The organism is Aggregatibacter actinomycetemcomitans (genome assembly GCF_023518055.1).
Lineage (GTDB): Bacteria > Pseudomonadota > Gammaproteobacteria > Enterobacterales > Pasteurellaceae > Aggregatibacter > Aggregatibacter actinomycetemcomitans.
The window spans coordinates 371,994-395,879 of the sequence record NZ_CP085096.1 but is presented as its reverse complement, the minus strand read 5'-3'; the positions used below and the strand labels follow the sequence as shown (position 1 = coordinate 395,879).

Annotated in this window: 22 protein-coding genes; 10 read left to right on the top strand and 12 right to left on the bottom strand. The window is 45.0% G+C overall.

Annotation, left to right across the window (positions count from 1 at the left end; genetic code table 11):
• Nucleotides 1-10 precede the first annotated feature (10 nt).
• The 4 genes from ispC to LIN98_RS01965 form a co-directional block, all read right to left on the bottom strand.
• Entirely contained in the window at nt 11-1,294 is a 1,284-nt protein-coding gene (gene ispC / locus LIN98_RS01980) for a 1-deoxy-D-xylulose-5-phosphate reductoisomerase (protein ID WP_005569455.1), read from the bottom strand.
• A 28-nt stretch (nt 1,295-1,322) separates the two neighbouring features.
• On the bottom strand, nt 1,323-1,880 hold the full coding sequence (gene frr, locus LIN98_RS01975) for a ribosome recycling factor (protein WP_005548637.1): 558 nt from the start codon (nt 1,878-1,880) through the stop codon (nt 1,323-1,325).
• Between the two features lie 224 nt (nt 1,881-2,104).
• A complete protein-coding gene (pyrH, locus tag LIN98_RS01970; protein WP_005548639.1) occupies nt 2,105-2,818 on the bottom strand; it encodes a UMP kinase in 714 nt (237 codons plus the stop codon).
• Nucleotides 2,819-2,974: 156 nt separating this feature from the next.
• Nucleotides 2,975-4,633, bottom strand: coding sequence for a putative transporter (locus LIN98_RS01965; protein WP_005548641.1), 1,659 nt, complete (start codon nt 4,631-4,633; stop codon nt 2,975-2,977).
• Nucleotides 4,634-4,789: 156 nt separating this feature from the next.
• Here LIN98_RS01965 and LIN98_RS01960 point away from each other — a divergent pair, with 156 nt between their 5' ends.
• A complete protein-coding gene (locus tag LIN98_RS01960) occupies nt 4,790-6,574 on the top strand; it encodes an ABC transporter ATP-binding protein/permease (RefSeq protein ID WP_128568082.1) in 1,785 nt (594 codons plus the stop codon).
• A gap of 588 nt (nt 6,575-7,162) precedes the next feature.
• On the opposite strand, the gene LIN98_RS01955 is transcribed toward LIN98_RS01960, so the two are convergent.
• From LIN98_RS01955 to LIN98_RS01945, 3 genes are all read right to left on the bottom strand, one after another.
• Nucleotides 7,163-9,889, bottom strand: a complete 2,727-nt coding sequence (locus LIN98_RS01955; protein ID WP_148322225.1) for a TonB-dependent receptor domain-containing protein — start codon at nt 9,887-9,889, stop codon at nt 7,163-7,165.
• A gap of 343 nt (nt 9,890-10,232) precedes the next feature.
• Entirely contained in the window at nt 10,233-10,988 is a 756-nt protein-coding gene (locus tag LIN98_RS01950) for a DeoR/GlpR family transcriptional regulator (RefSeq protein WP_005543199.1), read from the bottom strand.
• A gap of 61 nt (nt 10,989-11,049) precedes the next feature.
• Nucleotides 11,050-11,925 carry a rhomboid family intramembrane serine protease gene (locus LIN98_RS01945; RefSeq protein WP_005569788.1) on the bottom strand — a complete coding sequence of 292 codons (876 nt, stop codon included), beginning with the start codon at nt 11,923-11,925 and terminating at the stop codon, nt 11,050-11,052.
• A 42-nt stretch (nt 11,926-11,967) separates the two neighbouring features.
• Between LIN98_RS01945 and LIN98_RS01940 the strand changes: the two genes are divergently transcribed.
• Nucleotides 11,968-12,282, top strand: a complete 315-nt coding sequence (locus LIN98_RS01940) for a DUF5389 domain-containing protein (protein WP_012820825.1) — start codon at nt 11,968-11,970, stop codon at nt 12,280-12,282.
• Between the two features lie 11 nt (nt 12,283-12,293).
• Here LIN98_RS01940 and glpE read toward each other — a convergent pair whose 3' ends face one another.
• From glpE to rmuC, 3 genes are all read right to left on the bottom strand, one after another.
• Nucleotides 12,294-12,620 (bottom strand): thiosulfate sulfurtransferase GlpE, encoded by a 327-nt coding sequence (glpE, locus tag LIN98_RS01935; protein WP_148322221.1) that lies wholly within the window; start codon nt 12,618-12,620, stop codon nt 12,294-12,296.
• A gap of 11 nt (nt 12,621-12,631) precedes the next feature.
• The gene (locus tag LIN98_RS01930; RefSeq protein ID WP_005588112.1) at nt 12,632-13,192 is read right to left on the bottom strand and encodes a TIGR00645 family protein; all 561 of its coding nucleotides are present in this window, start codon (nt 13,190-13,192) and stop codon (nt 12,632-12,634) included.
• 112 nt (nt 13,193-13,304) lie between these two features.
• The gene (gene rmuC, locus LIN98_RS01925) at nt 13,305-14,918 is read right to left on the bottom strand and encodes a DNA recombination protein RmuC (RefSeq protein WP_014167502.1); all 1,614 of its coding nucleotides are present in this window, start codon (nt 14,916-14,918) and stop codon (nt 13,305-13,307) included.
• A gap of 143 nt (nt 14,919-15,061) precedes the next feature.
• Between rmuC and LIN98_RS01920 the strand changes: the two genes are divergently transcribed.
• From LIN98_RS01920 to aroE, 3 genes are read left to right on the top strand one after another with little or no spacing between them, the layout of a single operon-like run.
• The gene (locus LIN98_RS01920) at nt 15,062-15,610 is read left to right on the top strand and encodes a DNA topoisomerase family protein (protein WP_005548661.1); all 549 of its coding nucleotides are present in this window, start codon (nt 15,062-15,064) and stop codon (nt 15,608-15,610) included.
• Nucleotides 15,611-15,614: 4 nt separating this feature from the next.
• Nucleotides 15,615-16,166 (top strand): L-threonylcarbamoyladenylate synthase type 1 TsaC, encoded by a 552-nt coding sequence (locus LIN98_RS01915; protein ID WP_005548663.1) that lies wholly within the window; start codon nt 15,615-15,617, stop codon nt 16,164-16,166.
• A 3-nt stretch (nt 16,167-16,169) separates the two neighbouring features.
• Complete coding sequence (aroE, locus tag LIN98_RS01910) at nt 16,170-16,970, top strand: shikimate dehydrogenase (protein ID WP_005566420.1); 801 nt, start codon at nt 16,170-16,172, stop codon at nt 16,968-16,970.
• Here the strand turns inward: aroE and rarD are convergent.
• On the bottom strand, nt 16,965-17,846 hold the full coding sequence (gene rarD / locus LIN98_RS01905; RefSeq protein WP_005548667.1) for an EamA family transporter RarD: 882 nt from the start codon (nt 17,844-17,846) through the stop codon (nt 16,965-16,967). The genes aroE and rarD overlap by 6 nt on opposite strands.
• 32 nt (nt 17,847-17,878) lie before the next feature.
• Complete coding sequence (locus LIN98_RS01900; RefSeq protein WP_005575611.1) at nt 17,879-18,064, bottom strand: LysR substrate-binding domain-containing protein; 186 nt, start codon at nt 18,062-18,064, stop codon at nt 17,879-17,881.
• Between the two features lie 634 nt (nt 18,065-18,698).
• On the opposite strand from LIN98_RS01900, the gene LIN98_RS01895 reads away from it, so the two are divergent.
• From LIN98_RS01895 to tuf, 5 genes are all read left to right on the top strand, one after another.
• Nucleotides 18,699-19,007, top strand: a complete 309-nt coding sequence (locus LIN98_RS01895; protein WP_005588117.1) for a ketol-acid reductoisomerase — start codon at nt 18,699-18,701, stop codon at nt 19,005-19,007.
• 220 nt (nt 19,008-19,227) lie between these two features.
• Complete coding sequence (gene rpsL, locus LIN98_RS01890) at nt 19,228-19,602, top strand: 30S ribosomal protein S12 (RefSeq protein ID WP_005543325.1); 375 nt, start codon at nt 19,228-19,230, stop codon at nt 19,600-19,602.
• A 152-nt stretch (nt 19,603-19,754) separates the two neighbouring features.
• Nucleotides 19,755-20,225: a 30S ribosomal protein S7 gene (gene rpsG, locus LIN98_RS01885; protein WP_005555497.1), complete on the top strand. Its 471-nt coding sequence runs from the start codon at nt 19,755-19,757 to the stop codon at nt 20,223-20,225.
• A 114-nt stretch (nt 20,226-20,339) separates the two neighbouring features.
• Nucleotides 20,340-22,442 carry an elongation factor G gene (gene fusA / locus LIN98_RS01880; RefSeq protein WP_005589288.1) on the top strand — a complete coding sequence of 701 codons (2,103 nt, stop codon included), beginning with the start codon at nt 20,340-20,342 and terminating at the stop codon, nt 22,440-22,442.
• Between the two features lie 63 nt (nt 22,443-22,505).
• Entirely contained in the window at nt 22,506-23,690 is a 1,185-nt protein-coding gene (tuf, locus tag LIN98_RS01875) for an elongation factor Tu (protein ID WP_014167500.1), read from the top strand.
• The last annotated feature ends 196 nt before the right edge of the window (nt 23,691-23,886 follow it).

The window sequence follows — 23,886 nt, the reverse complement described above, 5'->3', positions numbered from 1 at the left end:
TGTTTAAGCGTCAGTGAGACCAATGTGCCAATTGTTTACGCGCGCACTCACGCGCTGCGCGATCGACGTCCAACACATCATCAATTTGTTTGATTTGTTGCGGTGCAATTTGTTCCACCACCGCCTGATTAAGTTTGGCAATGTCGGTAAATTTAATTTGGCGATCTAAAAATGCCTGCACAGCGATTTCATTGGCGGCATTCATTGCCGTCGTAGCATATTGACCGGCGGCGAACGCCTCGATGGCGAGTTTCAAGCAAGGATAACGTTGATAGTCCGGTGCCAAAAAAGTCAGCCCGTTTAATTGATAGAAATCTAGCGGCGCGACGCCGGAAAACGTGCGGTGCGGATACGCCATGGTTTCGGCGATCGGCGTGCGCATATCAGGATTGCCTATTTGCGCGATGACGCTGCCGTCGATATAACGCACCATAGAATGAATAATGGATTGCGGGTGAATAATCACTTCCATTTCGTCGGCGGACACGTTAAACAACCAGCGGGCTTCAATATATTCCAAGCCTTTGTTCATCATGGTGGCGGAATCCACGGAAATTTTCTTGCCCATAGACCAGTTCGGATGCGCTACCGCTTGTTCCGGCGTAATGCCGTCAAATTCGCTTAACGCCGTATAACGGAAAGGTCCGCCGGAACCGGTCAGCACGATTTTGCTGATGCCCAAATCCGCCAACGGGCAAAAACCGATTTGTTGCTGCGCCTGTGGTGGCAACGATTGAAAAATGGCGTTATGTTCGCTGTCCACCGGCAATAATTGCGCGCCATGCTGTTTCACGGCATCAATAAAAATTTGACCGCAAGTCACCAGCGCCTCTTTGTTCGCCAGTAACACTTTCTTACCCGCTTTAACTGCAGATAGGGTCGGTAACAAGCCCGCCGCACCCACAATCGCCGCCATCACCATGTCTGCATCAGGATGCGCACTCAATTCACAAATCGCCTGCTGCCCCGCCAAAACTTGGGTTGGAATCTGATGAGCCGTTAATTTTTCGCGCAATACTTTCGCTGCGTATTCATCAGCTAAAGCAACAAAGTGCGGTCGAAATTTCAGGCATTTTTCAAACATCGCCGTCGCATTGGAACCGCCCACCAAGGCAAACGCCTCATAGTTTTCCGGATTGTGTTCAATCACCGACAGGGCGCTGTTGCCGATAGAACCTGTAGCACCGAGAATCACGACCTTTTGTTTGTTTTGCATAAAATTTTGACCGCACTTTGCAGAGTTGTCGGGCAATAAAATAAACGCGCCCGCATAAGAAAAGACGCGGTAAGCCACTGCGTCCGTGTTTAGCGATGTTCAGCAATTAGAAATCAAGTAATTCTTTTTCTTTGTCCGCCAACACATCATCCACTTTTTTGATGAAGCTGTCGGTTAATTTTTGAATCACCTCTTCCGCTTTGTGTTGATCGTTTTCGCTGATTTCTTTGTCTTTTAACAAGGCTTTGATTTTATCGTTAGCATCACGGCGCACGTTACGAATCGCCACTTTGCCCTGTTCGCCTTCCGCTTTCACGATTTTGATTAACTCACGACGACGTTCTTCCGTTAATGGTGGTAGCGGCACGCGAATGGTGGTGCCGGCAGAAGACGGATTTAAGCCTAAATCGGAAGTCAAAATGGCTTTTTCCACCGCTTGAATCAAAGAACGATCGAATACGGTCACCGCCAACGTACGCGCATCTTCCGCCACCACATTGGCTAATTGGCGTAACGGTGTTGCAGAACCGTAATAATCCACTTGAATCGCATCCAATAAACTTGGCTGCGCACGACCGGTACGGATTTTTGCAATATGCCCTTTTAACGCGTCCAGGCTTTTTTCCATACGGTCTTCGGCATCTTGTTTAATTTGCTTAATCATTCAACTTTCCTTTTTAATAAATAAAGATAAAACGGCGTGATTCTACTGGATTTTTGTAAAATTTTGAATCATTTTCTTTTGGAAGCACGGCTTTCAGGCGTAAATTTTTGCTGTATTTTATTTTTTGATGGGCAACAAAGTGCGGTCGAATTTTCATGTGTTTTTTTCATACAAAAAACGGTAGAAAATCATTTCTACCGTTTTTCCTTTTCACGAAACCCCGCTTAACAAATGGTCGTGCCGACATCGGTATCGAGGATGACTTGGCGTAATGCGCCCGGTTTACCCATATTGAAGACCCGAATTGGTATACCGTGGTCGCGGGCGAGGGTAAAGGCGGCAAGATCCATCACTTTTAATTCTTTATCGATGACTTCCGCATAGGTTAAGTTTTTATACAGTTTGGCATTGGTATTTTTGGCCGGATCGCAGTCGTACACGCCATCCACTTTGGTGGCTTTTAACACCACATCCGCTTCAATTTCAATACCGCGTAAACAAGCGGCGGAATCGGTGGTAAAGAAAGGGCTGCCGGTGCCGGCAGAGAAAATCACGACGCGTTTTTCGCGTAACATTTTGATGGCTTCGGACCAGTTGTAGGTATCGCAAATACCGTTTAACTGAAAGGCGGACATTAATTTGGCGTTGACATCGGCGCGGTGCAGCGCGTCACGCATCGCCAAACCGTTCATCACCGTCGCCAACATCCCCATGTGGTCGCCTACCACGCGGTTCATACCGGCTTTGGCAAGTTTGGCACCGCGGAATAAATTGCCACCACCCAACACAACGCCGACCTCCACGTCCATTTCGACGAGCTCCTTAATTTCTAACGCCATTCTATCCAAAATGGAAGGATCGATACCGAATTCTTCATCGCCTTGTAAGGCTTCACCACTGAGTTTTAACAGAATTCTTTTATAAATCGGTTGGCTCATATTTTTCCCTTTTGTGTTAACAAAAATTGGTTCATTTTAATGGATCTTGCCTAACCTGTGAAGCAAACATTGGAAAATGCCGCAAAAACCGACTGCACTTTACACGGCGAAATCTGTCGTCGCATAAAGTGCGGTCGGTTTTTATCGCGTTTTTTACTAGGCGAAACTCCACAACAGCAACGCCAATAACTGCGGTGAAATAATCCGCAGGAACATGGCGAGCGGATACACTGTGGCATAAGACAATGCCGCCGCGCCGCTTTCTTCTTTAATAGCATTGGCGAAAGCCAGCGCTGGCGGATCGGTCATGGAACCCGCCAGCACGCCGCACAGGGAAAGGTAATTGAGCTTGCTGTATAAGCGGGCAACAATGCCAGTAATCAGCAGCGGAACCAAAGTAATAATCACGCCGTAGCCCATCCATTCCAAACCGCTGCCGTTAAGCAGGGTATCCAGGAAGCTGCCGCCCGATTTTAACCCGACCACCGCCAGGAACAGAACGATCCCGATTTCACGCAAAGCAAGGTTGGCGCTCGGCGGCATAAACCAATACAGTTTTCCCACACTACCGATCCGTGCCAAAATCAATGCGACCACTAACGGACCGCCCGCCAAACCGAGTTTTAATGCCACCGGAAAACCGGGAATGTAAAACGGAATGGAGCCCAACAACACACCCAAGCCGATCCCGATAAACACCGGTAACATTTGCACTTGTTGTAATTTTTGTTCGGCGTTACCGATCACGGAAATGGCGTTATTTAACACATCGGTGCGCCCGACCATGTGCAACACGTCACCGAATTGCAGGCTGGTGTTGGCGGTCGGCACCAGTTCCACCCCGGCACGGTTCAAACGGGAAATCACCACACCGTATTTTTGGTGAATACCCAGCGATTTGATTTTCTTGCCCAGCACTTTTTCGCTGGTAACGACAACCCGTTCGGCACGAATTTCGCCGCTGATGTTGGAAATCGGTAAATCCAATTCCTCGCCGATGACCAAACGCATTTTTTTCAATGCCGGCGTTTCTCCTACCAAGTGTAACACGTCATCCGGAAAAATTTCCGTATCGGCTTTCGGCACGCTGATGTCGTCACCACGTTTCAAACGGGAACAGACCACATCATGACTTTCAAAACCCGGAATATCCGCCAAGCGCAAACCATCCAGGTTTTTGTTGGTTACTTTTACGTTAATGGAGCCCAAAGATTCTTTATCCTGCCCGCTTTCATGCTGGAAATTACGTTCTTCGTCGTCCACTTTCACTTTAAACGCCAGGCGAATGAGCCACATACATAACAAAATCCCGCAAATACCGAAAGGATAAGCCATTGCGTATGCTGTCCCCATGGTGGTGTTTGCATCAGCAAAGCCCAATTCGCTTAAAATCTGTTGTCCCGCACCGAGAGACGGCGTATTGGTTACCGCTCCGGAATAAATCCCCAAGATAATATCCAACGGCACGCCCGCAAACTTATGAATCACTACCACAGTGAGCCCGCCGAGCAGCACGATTAAAAATGCAAAACCGTTCAGTTTTAATCCTGAACGGCGCAACGATGAGAAAAATCCCGGACCAACCTGAATCCCGATGGTATAAACAAACAGAATTAAGCCGAATTCCTGCACGAAATGCAACGTGTGCATATCCAGCTTCAGCCCGTATTCATTGGTAAAATGCGCCACGATGATTCCACCGAACAGCACGCCCCCCACGCCGAAACCGACGCCTTTGATTTTCCAATGTCCGATCCATAGCCCGATAACGGCAACTAACGCTAATAGGCTCGTCGTAATTGCAATATCGCTCATATCTACCTCAAACAAAATTAGCTGAAAAGATTATAACAAGTTGATTTTTCACTTGCTGAAGTAAAGCTAAAAAATGCCACCTCCATCACATTTTTACTTGCCTAATAAGAAAATCTTTTTAAAATGAACCGCACTTTTTTGTTATCGGATTATATGATGGATCATACTCAGGAAATTATCACTTCTTTACTTTGGATTGCAAAAACCTTGGCAATTACCGCCGTTGTTTTCAGTTTCAGTATTTTTTTATTAGTGCATCTCACCAGCTGGGGCAAACAATTCTGGATGTTCGCCGGCGGCTATCTTTCGCCGAAGCGCAGCATCAAACCGCTGCTATTTTTCACTTTAATCGTCACCTTGACACTCTTTAGCGTGCGTCTTAGCCTGGTGTACTCTACTTGGTACAACAATCTGTACACCTCGCTCCAGGAATTCAACGAACCGGTGTTTTGGAATCAAATGATCCTCTTTGGCTTTATTGCCGGCTTTTCCGTCCTCTCGACGCTTATTAGCTATTATGTCAGCCAACGCTTTTCCATTAACTGGATTGAATGGCTGAATAGCGAAATGGTAGAAAAATGGATGAGCAATCGCGCTTACTATAAAAGCCAATATACCGGTCATAATCTGGACAACCCCGATCAACGGATTCAACAAGACGTGCAAGCTTACGTCAAAACCACCCTTTCCCTTAGCACCGGCGTGATTAATGCTGTCACCTCCATGATTTCCTACACCATTTTGTTGTGGGGATTGGCGGGTCCAATGAGCGTGCTGGGAGTAAAAATTCCGCACATGATGGTGTTCTTGGTGTTCGCTTACGTGATTTTCACCACGCTCATCGCCTTCTGGCTCGGAAAACCCTTAATCCGCTTGAATTTCGCTAATGAAAAATTAAACGCGAACTATCGTTATTCCTTAATTCGCGTAAAAGAATACGCCGAAAGTATCGCGTTCTATACTGGTGAAAAAGTGGAAAAAAGCCATCTATATAAACAATTTCGCTCGGTTATCGGCAACATGTGGGGCATCGTGTTCCGGACGTTAAAATTCTCCGGGTTCAACTTGGTGGTAAGCCAAATTTCGGTGGTGTTTCCGCTACTCATTCAAGTGGGTCGCTATTTTGAAAAACAAATTAAACTGGGCGACTTAATGCAAACCTTACAGGTTTTCGGGCAGTTACACTCAAATCTCTCCTTTTTCCGTAACACTTACGACAATTTCGCCGAATATAAAGCCACGTTAGACCGTTTAACCGGTTTCAAATACAGCGTCGAAGCGGCACAAAAAGAAAGCAAAACTCACATTTCCGACCACCCGAGCGATGTGATTTTCCAACATCTCAGCGTCAAATCCCCCCTTGGCAAAACGCTGATTAAAGATCTCAATCTCACCCTACCGCAAGGACATTCTTTGCTCATCCAAGGGCAATCGGGCGTAGGTAAAACCACCTTATTACGCACCGTAGCGGGGCTATGGTTATACGCTCAAGGAGAAGTGTTCTGCCCGCAAAACAATACCTTGTTCCTCTCGCAGCGCCCTTATCTGCCACAAGGGGATTTACTCACAGCGCTGTATTATCCGAGCTCCATAGAAAAGGCGGATTTGACAGAGGTCAGCAAGGTGTTACAACAGGTTCAGCTGGCTCATTTACAGGATCGTTTGGCACAGGAACAAGACTGGAGTCGCATTTTATCCCTTGGTGAACAACAACGCCTTGCTTTCGCCCGTTTATTATTGCACAAGCCACAAGTCGCCTTTTTAGACGAAGCCACCGCCAGTCTTGACGAAGGATTGGAAAACGCCATGTATCGTCTCATTCGCCACACATTGCCGAATACGACGATTATCAGCGTAGGGCATCGTTCGGCGTTGGTGCCGTTGCATCAACAGCGTTTAGAATTGCAGGCTGATGGAAGCTGGATATTGACTACCGGTTAAGATTTTCGCGCTACTTCATCACAGAATCCGATCGATACTCCTAAAGTGCGGTAGTATTTTATGGTGTTTTTTAAAACCCTTGAAAAGGGTATAGCAGAAAAGTAGCGGATAAAAGTGGGTTAAGACCTTATAGTACGAGGCGTTAACCCACTTTTTTGAATTTATCAACAAAAAAATCACTTTTATGTCCTGCGCTATTCGTGGTATCGAAATCATCAAACGTTTTTGACGGAACGCTCGGACAAGCCGAATGAGAATTTTCTTATAAACAGCGCAATGTCAGAAGTGCGTATAGGAGCTCAAAAGCGATATATGAATTAGTTATTCACGTTTGAACAATATGCCGGTTTAGGCATTGAAAAACAACTAATCGACTTAAGGGATTAAAATATTAAAACAAAAATTAGCCGTGCATCATAGTTTGACAAGTATGCGCAATGTATTACTTATTAGGGATCTTATAAATAGAAAAAGTTGGTAAAACCAACTCTTTTGTCTACTATGCCTGTATATTTATTAAACAATAATAAATATACAGGTCCTGTTAGTACTCGATCGATGTCTCTAGGTGTTCTATCAGTTAAATTATCAGAATTTATAACTCACCGATAAGACGAAAGTCCTCCCTCTGGCATAATTATTCAGAATAGAATTGGTCTTTCCGCCATATCTTCCGTTACATAATCCGTTAGAATCACACTGAACTATATCATCTCCATAGGAATTGAAATTCTCAAAGGTGGAGAAATAGCGTTGGGTTGCTGCGTCATTTGCGGCATCCAACGGGTCAATATATCTTTTATCAAAGGCATTTTGTATATCCGCGCGAATGACTAAATTTTCGACGGGTTCATACGCCACATAGAAATCAACCACCAACGGTTGCTTATCAATAGTCTCGGTTTCTTTAATCACACGTTTGCCGATATTATGCGGATCAGCGGTATTGCCGGGTTTCGTGCCGTCAATGTATCTTTCTTCCGTAGTGGCACGTTTACTTTTACCGTAATATCTGACCGCACTTCCGATGGTTAATTTACGATCAAACCAGCGCGAACCGATTTCCAAGCGACCATAGTCTCTCGGCAACATAGAAATTTTAGTTAAACCATAGCCTTGTTTAATTTGATCCTGTTTCGATGCGTTATTTGGTGATTCACTGGCATCGCTGTAGTTAGTCGGCTGATTGGTTTTCTGATAAGCGTAAGATAAATTAGTAAAGAACCGACCCGCATCATAATTAAGCTCTAATTCTAAGCCGCGTTTATTAACGCGTTTTTGATAATTTCGGTGCTGAATCGTATAGCTCAGCCCGGTTGTCGTTACCCAACTTGGCGGTAAACCGGCTTGAGTATTCCACCATTTACCATAAACATTATGAATGTAATCTTTAATGCGGCTACGATAAAACACGGCTTTTAAACCCAATACATCATCATCCAGGAACACATTATTTTTGAACGTATTAAAACCGATTTGATAGGTATCCGCACGTTCGGGTTTTAAGTTGGTATTCACACCGGAATCGCCGATTTGTGAAAAATACATTTCCTGAATATTCGGCATTCTATGGGTTCTGGCATAGCTGATAAAAGGCATAAAATAATCACTTGGCTCAGCACTCAAAACGACGGAATGATTGACCGCACTTTTCTTGCCGCCCTTTTTATACACCGGTTCATACAAATCACAACTTGGATTGCAGTGTTTTTTATAAATTTCCGAATCTTCTCCAAATGCCTTTTTAAAATCGCTCGGACTGTTGTAATAGGCAGTATATTCGCCGTTAAACTTATACTTCACAAAATTCACACTGTAATCAAGTTTAAAGATGTCACGAGTCAAAGATGTATCCAGATAAACCGTATTAAAACGCTGTTCGCCGGAAGGCTGTAAAATGGTCGATTTTTGCGGAAGTATGCCTTTATCGCCTTTGAAACGACCTAAGAAGTCATATAGTCCGCTTTTTTGCGAAGGACCGTCGTAAAAAGGACTGAGTTCTTCCGGGAAACGATTTTTAGTATATTGATTTTTAAATAAATTCACGCCTAAGGTCGTTTTTAGATCGGTTTCTTTTGGCAGCGAAAAGGTATAACTGTTACTAATATCAACAATATCCGCTGTATTTTTGGTTTCCAAATATTTCAATACCTGCCAGCCGCCAAAACGTGAACCGCTCGGATACTTTTGTTTGCCTACGTTATGCGCCAGCAATACATTGAGATCAAGATAGCCATTATTATTAAAATTGTAATTTAACTGATAATTCTGATTCTCAATTTTTCGACTACCGATATGATTATCAAGCGTTCGGTATTGTAAATTTAAGGTATGTCGATCATCCGAAAATTCCACTTTCACTAAATGGCTTTTTGAACGCTGAACCAAACTTGAAGGATCTATCGGTGTTAAATCCCATTGCGGCACTTCGTTTTCATTCCAGATTTTACCTAACTCGGCGATATATTCCTTTAGCTTTTGCGGATCGTTATATTTTTTATTCCAGGGATATTCCCACGTACTCTTACCCGCTGAATTTTTTATCGAAAAGTCACGTTCCCATTCGTTTTTCTCACTGTTAAATTTCAACTGATGGCTACGGAAAAATTCATTTCTTTTTCGTTCAAGAAACCCTTTACCTACATCGGAGATACGTTCGCCACCACCGCCGACCTTATAATTTTGTGAAACCTCTCTTTGGCTATAGCCATACAGAACGCCAATATATCCGCCATTATCCAACCATTTACGGGCAGCACCCATTGCCATGTAGTTATATTTGGTTTCGTTATCGCCGGTTAATCCTTTGGTGAGGAAGCCATAGTTTTTATCCCCCTGAATCACATCATTCACACCTAAAGTTCTGAAATTTGCCGCACCGTACAAGGAATTTACCCCGCCGGTTCCGCTAAAGTTGCCTTTGGTTAAATCTATACCGGCAATAAAATTCGGATCGATTGCCGCACCAAACTGCGAATTACCACCTGCACGCCCTGCATCCATAGAGGTTGAATAAAAAGTTTGTGTCACCCCATCAACCATGGTGTTCGCCCGTCCGAACCCGGTTTCGCCACGAATGTTTAAGGATAGTACGCCAGAACTTTTATCCTGTTGAGTAAATGCCCCGGGAATACTACGTACCACATTATCAACGGTTTCTGTGGACTTGAAGACATTCTCGCGGGTACTTTTAGCTTTCGCCTCGGTAAATGGTTTTTTCTCGTTCGCAATGGTTTTTTCAACAACGTCGATTTGATCTAATTGTTCCTCTGCATTGGCAACATTCAGCACGTTTAAAATGCAAAATGTGACCAAATTTAATAAACTTGCTCATTTATTCTCCTTAGGAAAGTTTATTTTTATTAGTTTTGATAATCATTCTCATTATCGATCTTTTTATAAATGAATACAATAAAAGCAATAATAAGATTTTTGCTAAAACGTGTTTGCAGAAAAATCAATCAGATAAGCTGCATCAATTTTACAAGTGATCAATAAATAAGCATTTTTATCAATATCGAAAGGTAACTTATTTTATATAGAAAAATAAGTTTTTAGCAAGAAAAAAAGAAATTCAAAAAATGCGAAGACAGGAGATAAAGAAGAAAAAAGTGCGGTGAAAATCCACCGCACTTTTTACGTAAAAACTAATAAAACGCTAGCAAACAACTAAATTGACATTTTTGTTTTTCAGCAGTTCATCAATGCTCGGTGGTACGTCCATGTCGGTAAAAACATATTCCACATCGGTGATTGAACCCAGTTTTACCATAGCGCGGCGGCTGAATTTAGAATGGTCGGTGACTAACAAGGTATTGCGGGAATTATCAATAATTGCCCGCTTAACCTGCACTTCATGATAATCGTAATCCAGCAATGTGCCGTCTAAATCAATGGCGCTGATGCCTAACACGCCGAAATCCAAACGGAATTGGGACAAAAACTCCACCGTCGATTCGCCGATAATGCCGCCGTCTTGGCGTAAAGAGCCGCTGGCGATGGTAATGTCGAAGGAGTCATTTTGCATGAGAATATGCGCGGCATTGAGATTATTGGTGACGATACGCAGTCTTTGGTGCCCCAGTAAAGCGAAAGAAACGGCTTCAGAGGTAGTACCGATGTCGATAAACAATGAGGCGCCGTTCGGAATGAGCTCAACCGCCTGTTTGGCGATACGATTTTTTTCTTGAGAAAAAAAGTGCTTGCGATCGTGATAATCGCTGTTTTCGGCGCTGGAAGGCGAAGCGGCACCTCCATGATGGCGGCGAATGAAGTTGGCTTCGGCCAGTTCATTTAAATCGCGTCGAATGGTTTGCGGGCTCACATCAAACAAAGCCACCAATTCATCGGTGCTCAAATACCCTTTTTGCTTCACCAGTTCGACAATTTTTTGATGACGAAGAGATTGTCTCATGCGTATTTCCTCATTCCCATAAGCATTCGGGCAGCTAATTTACCGCATTTTAGTGAGGAAATCACGACTTAACGCGAATATTTCGATCCGCAAACGCCAACAATACGCCCACCAACAAACCGGAAATATGCGCCGTGTTGCCAATATTAATATCCACCAATGGGCCGGCAAAGCCAAGCAAGATCCCGACAACCAACATATTGAAAAAGCCTTCCGGCACGTCAAAATCCGTGTGTTTATTGAGCTTATCCAACACAAATACATAGCCCAGCACCGCATATACCACGCCGGATAAGCCGAAAAATGCCGGTCCGCTCACCATGTTTTGCGCAATGCCGCCCACCGCGCCGGCAAGGAAATAAATTTGCAGTAATTTAAAACTGCCCAAGCGACGTTCAATCGCGCCACCGAAAATCCACCACCATGTGAGGTTAAACAGAATGTGCATATTGGACAAATGCACTAAAGTATGACTGAAATAGCGCCAAATTTCGCCGTATTGGTCAGCTTCATCGGGGAAATGGGAAAACAGCACGATGGGTTCGGCAAAACCGAATAACATAAAAAGATAAATCAGGGCACAAAGTGCGGTCACAATAACGGTTATTTTTCGCGGTTGAAGGTAAGTTACAAGGGAAATCCTGTTGAGCGGCGGCATCTCGTCGGAGGCGGATACCGCGCGCACTCGAACGGGGCTTGCGCCATTTTGCCATGCCTGTGCATTTTGCCGTTTCAGCCATTCTTGTAAGAAGCCGTCACATTCCTGCACAATCGCTTCAAAGTGCGGTGCATTTTGCGGCAGAAAAACATGATAAATCGGTTCGCCCTGTTCGTTGGTCTTTTCTTCAATAACCAACTCCACCTGATATTTCGTGCGAATATGCTCACGAAAATGACTGACTAACGCGGGAATTTCACTACCAAACAAATGCTGCATTTGCTATATTCCTTTTCCAAAAATTTGATGTACGGAGAAAAAATGAGAAATCCAAATTTGCCCTCGGGCTTCAGCCCTTTCAGCTGGGCGATTGCTATGTTTTGCTTACCGGTTTTGCTTTGGCCATTGGCACTGTTAATTTCACCGAATTTGTTGAAGAACCCGAACCTAAGCGACACTCAAATCCACGCCATGTCGATTTTTCTGTGGGGTTATCCTTTCGCTTTGGGCATCATCGCACGGATTTTTTATAAACTGCATGAGCGCAAAGCCGCGTTGGCGCGTCGCGGTTTAGCCATAAGTGCGGTCATTTTTTACGGCGTTTTAAGCTATGTTGCCGTCGTCGGATTTAACTAAAAAAGCGCCGACTAATAGGCGGTTTCCAGCGGTAAATTGGCTTTCACCCAACCGGTGAATCCGCCCCGCACGCTATACACTTTTTCATAGCCGCGTTGTAATAGAAACATGGCGACACTGCGGCTGCTCACACCATGATAACAACTGACCAAAATCGGCTGATCGTAATCATATTCGGCTTCAAAATCCGTCCAGGTAAGTTCCGTTAAATTCACCGCGCCCTGTGCGTGGGAATAATTGAAGCGCACCTGATCGCGCACATCCGCCAGCACGGCGTTTTCATCCTGTTGTAACATCTCCCACGCCTGCTGGGGGGAGATTTCAATAAATTCTGTCATAAATGTTTTTACTAATGTGCTTTATGGCTGGTGCCGTAAAGGATTTTGTCCGTATATGCCATGGCAATGGCGGAGGCTAAAAAGCCTAAATGTAAAAACAGCTGCCACATCATGGTTTTTTCATCCATATTTGACGCATTCACGAAGGTTTGCAACATATGGATAGACGAAATGCTGATAATCGACATCGCCAATTTCACTTTCAACACCGACGCATTCACATGGCTCAACCATTCCGGCTGATCCGGATGCCCACGCGTGCGCAGCTTGGAGACGAAAATCTCATACCCGCCGATAATCACCATCACCAGCAAATTGGCGATCATGACAACATCAATCAGATTCAATACCGCCAACATCACGGTGTTGGAATCCATTTCCTGTAAATTGACAATTAAATGCCACAGGGATTTCATAAATTTATAGGCATAAATGCCTTGCACGATAATCAACCCGAGATAAATCGGCAGTTGCAGCCAACGGCTGGCGAAAATAATTTTACTGATTGCCGCCGGCTCATAACGCGGTTTAATTTGTTGTCCTTGGTTCGCTTGTTGCACGGTTTCCCCCAATAAAAAATAAAAGTATAAAAGGCGGAAAAATTAACTGTTTTACGCCTAAAATTCAACGTTTTTTTAACATCATGGGGAAATTGTAAAAACACATTAAAAATCCACCGCACTTTTATTCTTCTAAATTTTCTTTTGTCACCAACAACCGCTCCGTTTCAAAATCATGATGCAGCGGTTCGATATTCGGCAGGGTTTTGGAGGCTTTGGCGGAGAGGGCTTTGAAACGTTCCACTTTGCCCATTAAGCCTTGCTGCCCGACCAGCGCGGTGACGGTGCTGTTGTAGTGGGAACTGACGGCAGACAGACTGTTGCCCACTTTTGCCAAACGTTCGGCAAGCAGGCAGATTTGGTTATAAATGTCGCCGGCTTTTTCGCTGATTTCGCGCGCTTCCGCATTGCCGCGTTCTACCCGCCACAGGTTCGCTACGGTACGCAAAATCGGCATGAGCGTGGTGTGGGACACCATGATGACATTTTTATCGTAGCCGTAGCCGAACAGGCTAGGATCCATTTTTAGCGCTTCAATATAAGCGGGTTCCACGGCAACGAACATCAGCACGAAATTCGGGCTGCGTACGCCGATAAGGTTGCTGTAATCTTTGCGCGATAAATCATCGATGTGATTGCGCAACGCCTTAATGTGTTCATGCAGAAACGCCTGACGTTCCATTTCATCCTCAGAACTGACCGCACTTTCATAGGCGTTAAGGGACATTTTGCTGTCGATGATTAAATGTTTGTCGTCCGGCAGGTTGAGAATAAAATCGGGATAATTACGCTTGCCTTCCTCGTTTTTAAAATGCGCCTGCGCGGTGTAATGTTGGTCTTCCAGCAAACCGGCAGATTGCAACGCGCGCTCCAGCTGCATTTCGCCCCAGTTGCCGAGGGTTTTCTTTTCGCCTTTTAACGCGGATGTAAGATTATTCGCCTGTTGCGACATACTCAAGCCGATTTCCAGCACTTTCTTAATTTCCGCTTCCAACCCGGCGTTGCCTTTAACGGGCTCCGAATGAATTTCATTCACCCGTTTCTGAAAACTTTCAATTTGCTCGCGGAACGGCTTCAACAGGCTGTCCATGGAGGCTTGGTTGGTTTGTTGAAAACGCTGACTTTTTTCTTCCAGAATGCGATTGGCGAGATTTTGAAATTCCGTATTAAGTTGCTGTTTGGTTTGCTCGAAATTTTGCTGCTGTTCGGCAAAATGTTTTTCTTTTTCCGTTAAGGTGGTCTTGAGCTCTGCCAGCTCCTGCGAAAGTGCGGTGTATTTTTCCGTTAAATTTGCCAACGCTTCTTCACGGCGTGAAATCAGACTTTGGCTCTGTTCCAACTGACTGCGCAACCCTTCCGCCTGCGCCGACGCCACGCCGAAACGTTCTTTTAAGGCGGTAATCTGTTCCGCAATGGCACTGTGACGGGCTTGTTCTTCGTTCAGTTCCGTTTGCAAATACAGCACTTTTTCATCGCGCTCGGTGAGGCGAATTTGTAGGCCGTCCGCCATGGTTTGCGCTTTCACCACTTCTTGTTCCAATTGATTTTTGCGTGCGGTAACCGCATCAAATTTCGCCAATAACTGATTAAAATCTTCGATGTTTTTATTGAGATCCTGCTGCAATTCCACGCTGTCGCGTTTGCGTCGCGCGCCCACAAATAACAAAATCAGGCAAAGCACGCCAAGCGCCGCGCAAATGCCCAATAACATATTTAAATCAATATCCAATGCAAACATTTTTCCTCCTGCTGTTGGCGCATTAGTATAAAGGAAATCGGCGCCCTTTGCCGACCTTTTGCAGGTGGCAAAACGCCGTAAACTTGCGTAGAATTGCCCTATCAAAAACGTTTGCCAAAACGACCGCACTTTTAGGAACAAATATGCGCGAACCTTTATTCCAAGCCACCAAACAGGAAGAACACTGCCCGCAATGTGGCGCCTTGTTGCAAATCAAACAGGGTAAAAAAGGGCTGTTTCTCGGCTGTTCCGCTTATCCGCAATGCGATTATCTGAAACCGTTGCACGCCGGCAATGAGGTGAAAATCCTCAAAATGCTGGAACAAAGTTGCCCTGAATGTGGGCATCTTTTAGCGTTAAAACAAGGGCATTTCGGGATGTTCATCGGCTGCAGCAATTATCCCGACTGTCATTTTGTGGTGCACGAAGACGCAGAGGAAGAAACGGAAGAACATTTGCCTTGCCCCGAATGCAAAGCAGGGCAATTGGTGGCACGGCGCGGACGTACGGGCAAATCGTTTTATGCCTGCAACCGTTTTCCGCATTGCAAATTTTCTGTGCCGAGCAAGCCGTATGCCGTCCGTTGCCCGCAATGCCACGGCAGTTTAGCCTTATTAAAAAAACAACAGGACGGGCAACGCACTTGGCAATGCGCCAACAAAGCCTGTCGCCATATTTTTATGACCGAGTAACCTCATGAATTTACAAGATATTGTTGAACAGTTGAAACGTCAACGCGTGGTGGCGTATCCTACCGAAGCGGTGTTCGGCTTGGGTTGCAACCCGAACAGTCAAAGTGCGGTAGAAAATTTACTTGTTTTGAAGCAACGCCCCGTGTCGAAAGGTTTGATCCTGATTGCGACTGCCTTGGATTTTTTGTTGCCGTTTATTGATGAACGCCCTCTGGCGGAACTGCATTGGCAACGCCTCACCGCGCAATACGCCCGCCCGACCACCTGGGTCGTTCCCGCGAAAAAGACCACGCCGAAATTTCTCACCGGCGATTTTGACAGCATTGCGGTGCGCATCAGTCAGCACCCCGCCGTCAAACTGTTATGCGAACAGGCGGGCTTTGCGCTTACCTCCACCAGCGCCAATTTAAGCGGACAGCCGCCCTGCCGCACGGCGCAGGAAGTCACCCGCCAATTCGGCGCCGATTTTCCGGTGTTGGAGATGCCCGTGGGCGATGCAGTTAACCCGTCGGAAATTCGCGACATTTTCACCAACCAAATTTTTCGTCAAGGATAAATCATGTTATACGCCGTTTGGGGCAACCCCATCGTTCAAAGCAAATCACCGCAAATTCACCGCATTTTCGCCGAACAAACCACACAAGACGTGCAATATGACGCCATGTTGGGCGATGAACAGGATTTTGAGCGACAATTGCTGGCGTTTTTTGCCAAAGGTGCGGCGGGCTGTAATATCACCTCACCTTTCAAAGAACGGGCATTCAAGCTGGCACAGGCGCACAGTGAACGCTGTTTATTGGCAGAAGCCTGTAATACGCTGAAAAAACGGGATGACGGCAGCCTTTACGCGGACAACACCGACGGCGCCGGTTTAGTGACAGATTTACAGCGGTTACATTGGTTCAAACCGAATCAAACCTTGCTGATTTTAGGCGCTGGTGGCGCCACCAAAGGCGTATTGTTGCCTTTACTACAGGCGCAGCAAAACATTGTGATTGCCAACCGCACGCTATCTAAAGCACAGCAACTGGCGGACAAATTCGCGCCTTACGGTAATGTTCGGGCGGTTGCGCTGGATAAGATTCCCGCACAATCCTTTGATGTGGTGATAAATGCGACTTCATCAGGCTTACACGGCGGCACGGTACAAATTGATGACGCCATTCTACGGATGGCGAAAGCGGTTTACGATATGCAATACGATCGACAACAAGACACACCGTTTTTGGCGCGTTGCCGTGCGTTAGGCGTGCAAAACCGATGTGACGGCTTCGGAATGTTATTGGCGCAAGCAGCGCATTCCTTCTATTTATGGCTCGGCGTGATGCCGAACATCGAACCGCTGTTTGAGGCGTTATAATCGGGTCGGGCTATGTTTGGTGCGCCAAACGCCGTCGGCGATGATTAATAGCATGGCGATCACCAAACAAATAAACAACGGGTAACTCTGCGCATCGATTTCTTCGCCGATGAGCAACGAAATTCCTACCATCAGGCAAGGTTCTACATAGCCCAACAAGCCCAGCAGGTTCATCGGCAAATGGTTGCTGGCAAGAATATAGGAATTGAGCGCAGTGCCACTGATTAAGCCGAGGATCAACAATAAGGTTAAAATATTCGGGTTGCTTTGCTGCACTTGGGCAATATCCACCTGCCAGGAGAAATAAACACAAAACGGCAATAAGGTCAGCATTTCCAGGAAGAATGCCGCCAGATCGGTCATTTTCAGGATGCGGCGAACCACAAAATAGGTGGTGTACCCCACGCAAATCACCGAGGCTTCCCAAGAAATTTCTCCTTTTAGCACAATATTCGACAGCACACCCACGGCGGCAATCACCACCGCCAGAAATTTAATGCGCGAAATGCGTTCTTTAAAAATAAGACGCGCTGCTGCCACCATCACCAAGGGCAGCAATAAATAGCCGAAAGAAACACTGAGCGAGCTGCCGTTATTCGGTGCCCACAGAAACAACCACATTTGGAAGCCTATCAGCGCGCCGGTAAACACAAACGCCAGCGCAAAGTGCGGTTTTTTTTGAATGCGTTTTAAATGGGCGACAAGTGCCGCTTGCTGTTTAAACAGCACCACTGCCGCCGCCACGAAAGGCAGGGTGAACACAATGCGATAGCCGAAAATATCCGTTCCGCTCAAAGGCAACAGAAGTGTGGAAAAATAGTACATATAGCCGAACAGTAGGGAGGCAAATAATGAAAATGCGATGCCTTTTAACATGGTGAAAAAACTCCTTAGATAATGACCGCACTTTACTCCAACAAATCCCAAAATGCACGCACTAAAGGGCGCTCCAACGCAGGTTTTAAGGCGCACACGCCTAATTCGAAAGGCGCAATAGGCACATCTAATTGCAACGTGGAAATCTGATTGTTCAATGGACTGTTTTTCATCACCACATCCGGCAACAACGCCAACCCGCAGCCCGGCGCCATCATAGACACAATGCCCTCGTGCCATACCCTGGTTCTTCTTCACTTGAATTTGGCGGGACAACGTTGAGGACGGCATATTATGATACTGCGCCGGCGGTTTTGGCAAAGTTTTGGGGTGAGTGAAGGTTGTGAAGATTTTGAGATCGTTAAAGTTCATAATCGTTTGTTTTCTGTTAAGGTTGGTATTTCGTACTCAATATTGTTGTTGAGTACAAGCTCCTTTTCTTTGCTTCGCCAAAGAAAAGTAACCAAAAGAAAGGCGACCCCGGATAAGCCGCTTATCCTTATTCCAACACAATTTTCTTCACACTAAATTTCGAACTCGCTTCGCTCAAACAGGCGAAATTTAGCTAAAAATTGCATTTCCATAAGGGCGTCTTACAGGGGGACCCCATTTTTCTTCGAGCGTTATTCTAAAAGTGCGGTCAGTTTTAAAATTATTTATTCAAATGAAAAATACACAAAAATTTAACCGCACTTTTTCAAATTCAAAGAGCGAATCTATCCCCGTGTAGGTCGCCCTAGGGCGAAATCCCTAGCTGCACAGATAATTGCAAAAATTGCAACACATAATCCAAGTAATATCACTTTACGCAATAACAAAACACCTTATAATCACCCCAATCTAAAATTGATGATGAATTGCTTGTCCAACAGCGCAAAATTACGTGCCTTTGAATTAGCGGAACAAATTAAAGAAAAATTGGCATTCTTATTTGCCAAACACATGAACGACATTATCAGCGGCGAATTCTCCCGCGTGATGATAGAAGACTGGGCGAAGGGAGATGCCAACTTATTGAAATGGCGTGAAGAAACCGGCAAAACCGCCTTTGAAAACGCACCAAAATACGATGGCAAAATCAGCGAGCAGGAGTATTTCGATAACGGTGAGTTAATGGTCGCGATGGTGAAAGACATGAAACGTATTTCCTTACAAGGTTAACCTCGTCAAAGAAACAAAAGTCGACAATATTGTCGGCTTTGTTGTGAGGGAAAGTGCGGTCGTTTCCAGAAATGTTTTTACATGCCGCAAGCAACACGCGCAGGAAGTGATAATAAGTTGACAGCCTGCGGTTTGAAGATTAAAATCTGCGGTCTGTTCTTGTATGGACAGATTTGTAAAACAACATTTTTTAATGAATTTATTAAACTGGAGTTTTTTAATGGCAACAATCAACCAGCTAGTACGCAAACCGCGTGTGAAAAAGGTTGTAAAAAGTAACGTTCCTGCATTAGAGGCTTGCCCGCAGAAACGTGGTGTATGCACCCGTGTGTACACAACTACACCTAAAAAACCGAACTCAGCATTACGTAAAGTATGCCGTATTCGTTTAACCAATGGTTTCGAAGTAACCTCATACATCGGCGGTGAAGGTCACAACCTTCAAGAGCACAGTGTTGTGCTTATCCGTGGTGGTCGTGTTAAAGACTTACCGGGTGTGCGTTATCACACCGTACGCGGCGCATTAGACTGCGCAGGCGTGAAAGATCGTAAACAAGGTCGTTCTAAATACGGCGTTAAACGTCCTAAAGCTTAATGGATCTCCGTTAAGTAAGGCCAAACGTCTAAATTAGTAAAACTTATTTAAATCACAAACTCCAGTATCTAATTAGCCCCTTGTAAAAAGTGCGGTTAGTTTTTATCGAGTTTTGGGATACCCTGAAGATTATAGAAACGGAGAAATTCGCAATGCCACGTCGTCGTAGTATTGAACAACGCAAGATTTTACCGGATCCAAAGTTCGGTTCAGAATTACTTGCTAAATTTATCAATGTCATCATGGTAGATGGTAAAAAATCTATCGCAGAATCTATCGTTTATAACGCGTTAGACACTTTAGCGCAACGTACCGGTAAAGAAGCTTTAGAAGCTTTTGAAGCGGCATTAGAAAACGTGCGTCCAACCGTAGAAGTGAAATCCCGTCGTGTCGGTGGTTCTACTTACCAAGTACCGGTTGAAGTTCGCCCGGTTCGTCGTAACGCATTAGGTATGCGTTGGATCGTTGAAGCAGCTCGCAAACGCGGTGATAAATCCATGGCTTTACGTTTAGCTAACGAATTGTCTGACGCTTCCGAAAACAAAGGCGCGGCAGTTAAGAAACGTGAAGACGTTCACCGTATGGCTGAAGCTAACAAAGCGTTTGCTCACTACCGTTGGTAATATTCGGTTAGTATTTACGTTTTTGGGCTTCATCTCATTTCTATGCGGTGAAGCCTCATTCGTATATAAAATTTCGTATTTAATTTTAAATAAGAAATCGTCAAGGAAATAATAATGGCTCGTACAACCCCTATTGAAAGATATCGTAACATTGGTATCAGTGCGCATATTGATGCGGGTAAAACTACTACTACTGAGCGTATCTTGTTCTATACCGGTGTAAGTCACAAAATCGGTGAAGTACACGATGGTGCCGCAACCATGGACTGGATGGAACAGGAACAAGAACGTGGGATTACCATCACCTCTGCGGCAACCACCGCATTCTGGTCAGGTATGTCACAACAATTCCCACAACACCGTATTAACGTTATCGACACCCCGGGACACGTTGACTTTACTGTTGAAGTAGAACGTTCTATGCGTGTTCTTGATGGTGCGGTGATGGTTTACTGTGCGGTTGGTGGTGTTCAACCACAATCCGAAACCGTATGGCGTCAAGCAAACAAATATGAAGTACCACGTATTGCATTCGTTAATAAAATGGACCGCACCGGCGCAAACTTCCTACGCGTGGTTGATCAATTAAAAACCCGTTTAGGTGCCAATGCCGTTCCGCTTCAACTACCAATCGGTTCAGAAGAAAACTTCACCGGTGTTGTTGATTTGATCAAAATGAAAGCGATCAACTGGAACGAAGCTGACCAGGGTATGACGTTTACTTATGAAGATGTTCCTGCTGATATGCACGCCGCTTGCGAAGAATGGTGCCAAAACTTAATTGAAGCGGCAGCAGAAGCTTCAGAAGAATTAATGGAAAAATACCTCGGTGGTGAAGAATTAACTGAAGAAGAAATCAAAGCCGGTCTTCGTCAACGCGTATTAGCAAACGAAATCATTTTGGTAACCTGTGGTTCTGCGTTCAAAAACAAAGGTGTTCAAGCAATGCTTGATGCTGTTGTTGAATACTTGCCGGCGCCAACCGATATTCCTGCGATTAAAGGTATTAACCCGGATGAAACCGAAGGTGAGCGCCATGCAAGCGATGAAGAGCCGTTCTCCTCATTGGCATTCAAAATCGCAACTGATCCATTTGTGGGTAACTTAACCTTCTTCCGTGTGTACTCTGGCGTAATCAATTCCGGAGATACCGTATTGAACTCCGTACGTCAAAAACGTGAACGCTTTGGTCGTATCGTTCAAATGCATGCGAACAAACGTGAAGAAATCAAAGAAGTTCGCGCAGGTGATATTGCGGCGGCAATCGGCTTAAAAGACGTCACCACCGGTGATACATTATGTGCGATTGAAGCGCCAATCATCCTTGAACGTATGGAATTCCCTGAGCCGGTAATCTCTGTTGCGGTAGAACCAAAAACCAAAGCAGACCAAGAAAAAATGGGTATTGCATTAGGCCGTTTAGCACAAGAAGACCCTTCATTCCGAGTGCACACTGATGAAGAATCCGGTGAAACCATTATCTCTGGTATGGGTGAATTACACTTGGATATCATCGTTGACCGTATGAAACGTGAATTCAAAGTGGAAGCTAACATCGGTAAACCACAAGTATCTTACCGTGAAACTATCCGTACTCGCGTTAACGATGTGGAAGGTAAACACGCAAAACAATCCGGCGGTCGTGGTCAATACGGTCATGTGGTTATCGACTTGTATCCATTAGAACCGGAAGGTCCGGGTTACGAGTTTGTTAACGAAATTAAAGGTGGTGTAATCCCTGGTGAATATATCCCGGCCGTTGACAAAGGTATTCAAGAACAACTTAAATCCGGTCCGTTAGCAGGTTATCCGGTGGTTGATATCGGTGTTCGTTTACACTTCGGTTCATACCATGATGTGGACTCCTCCGAATTGGCGTTTAAATTAGCGGCATCTTTAGCATTTAAAGCAGCATTCGCTAAAGCAAACCCTGTTCTGCTTGAGCCAATCATGAAAGTTGAAGTAGAAACCCCACCTGAGTACGTAGGTGACGTAATCGGTGACTTAAGCCGTCGTCGTGCAATGGTGAACGGTCAAGAAGCGAACGAATTCGTTGTTAAAATCGATGCAGAAGTTCCGCTTTCAGAAATGTTCGGTTACGCAACTGACTTACGTTCCCAGACTCAAGGTCGTGCTTCCTACTCAATGGAACCATTGAAATATGCTGAAGCACCGAAAAACGTAGCTGAAGCCGTAATTGAAGCTCGTAAAAAATAATTTTGTTTAACTAATCCACAAGCCACTCCGGCTTGTGGACTTATACATTGAGGAAACTTAATCGTGTCTAAAGAAAAATTTGAACGTACAAAACCGCACGTTAACGTGGGTACAATCGGCCACGTTGACCATGGTAAAACCACTTTAACAGCAGCTATCACTACCGTATTGGCAAAACACTACGGCGGTGCAGCACGTGCATTTGACCAAATCGATAATGCACCTGAAGAAAAAGCGCGTGGTATCACCATCAACACTTCACACGTTGAATATGACACCCCAACCCGTCACTATGCACACGTTGACTGCCCGGGACACGCCGACTATGTGAAAAACATGATTACCGGTGCGGCGCAAATGGACGGTGCTATCTTAGTAGTAGCAGCAACCGACGGTCCTATGCCACAAACTCGTGAGCACATCTTATTAGGTCGCCAAGTAGGTGTTCCTTACATCATCGTATTCTTAAACAAATGCGACATGGTAGATGACGAAGAGTTATTAGAATTAGTTGAAATGGAAGTTCGTGAACTTCTTTCTCAATATGACTTCCCGGGCGATGACACCCCAATCGTACGCGGTTCTGCATTAAAAGCGCTTGAAGGCGATGCCGCATGGGAAGAAAAAATCCTTGAATTAGCAAACCATTTAGATACTTACATCCCGGAACCTGAGCGTGCTATCGACCAACCGTTCCTTCTTCCAATTGAAGATGTGTTCTCTATCTCCGGTCGTGGTACCGTAGTAACGGGTCGTGTTGAGCGCGGTATCATCCGTACCGGTGATGAAGTTGAAATCGTGGGTATCAAACCGACTGCAAAAACCACCGTAACCGGTGTTGAAATGTTCCGTAAATTACTTGACGAAGGTCGTGCGGGTGAAAACATCGGTGCATTATTGCGTGGTACTAAACGTGAAGAAATCGAACGTGGTCAGGTATTGGCGAAACCGGGTTCAATCACCCCGCACACTGACTTCGAATCTGAAGTGTACGTATTGTCCAAAGAAGAAGGTGGTCGTCATACTCCATTCTTCAAAGGTTACCGTCCACAATTCTATTTCCGTACAACTGACGTAACCGGTACTATCGAGTTACCTGAAGGCGTGGAAATGGTTATGCCCGGTGATAACATCAAAATGACCGTATCCTTAATTCACCCAATTGCGATGGACCAAGGTTTACGTTTCGCTATCCGTGAAGGTGGCCGTACAGTGGGTGCCGGCGTGGTAGCTAAAATTATCAAATAATTGATAAGACAAACCAAAGTAAAACTGAAAAGGCGTATCGAGAGGTACGCCTTTTTGTTTATGAAATCTTTAATAAATACTATGCTGTACTTCCTTTTTAATTCATTATACACGACTAATTTTTATTTTAATTCTATTAAATAATCATTTAAGCCGATTTATCGTATTTTTCAATGTCTGAATCTGTATATCGTTC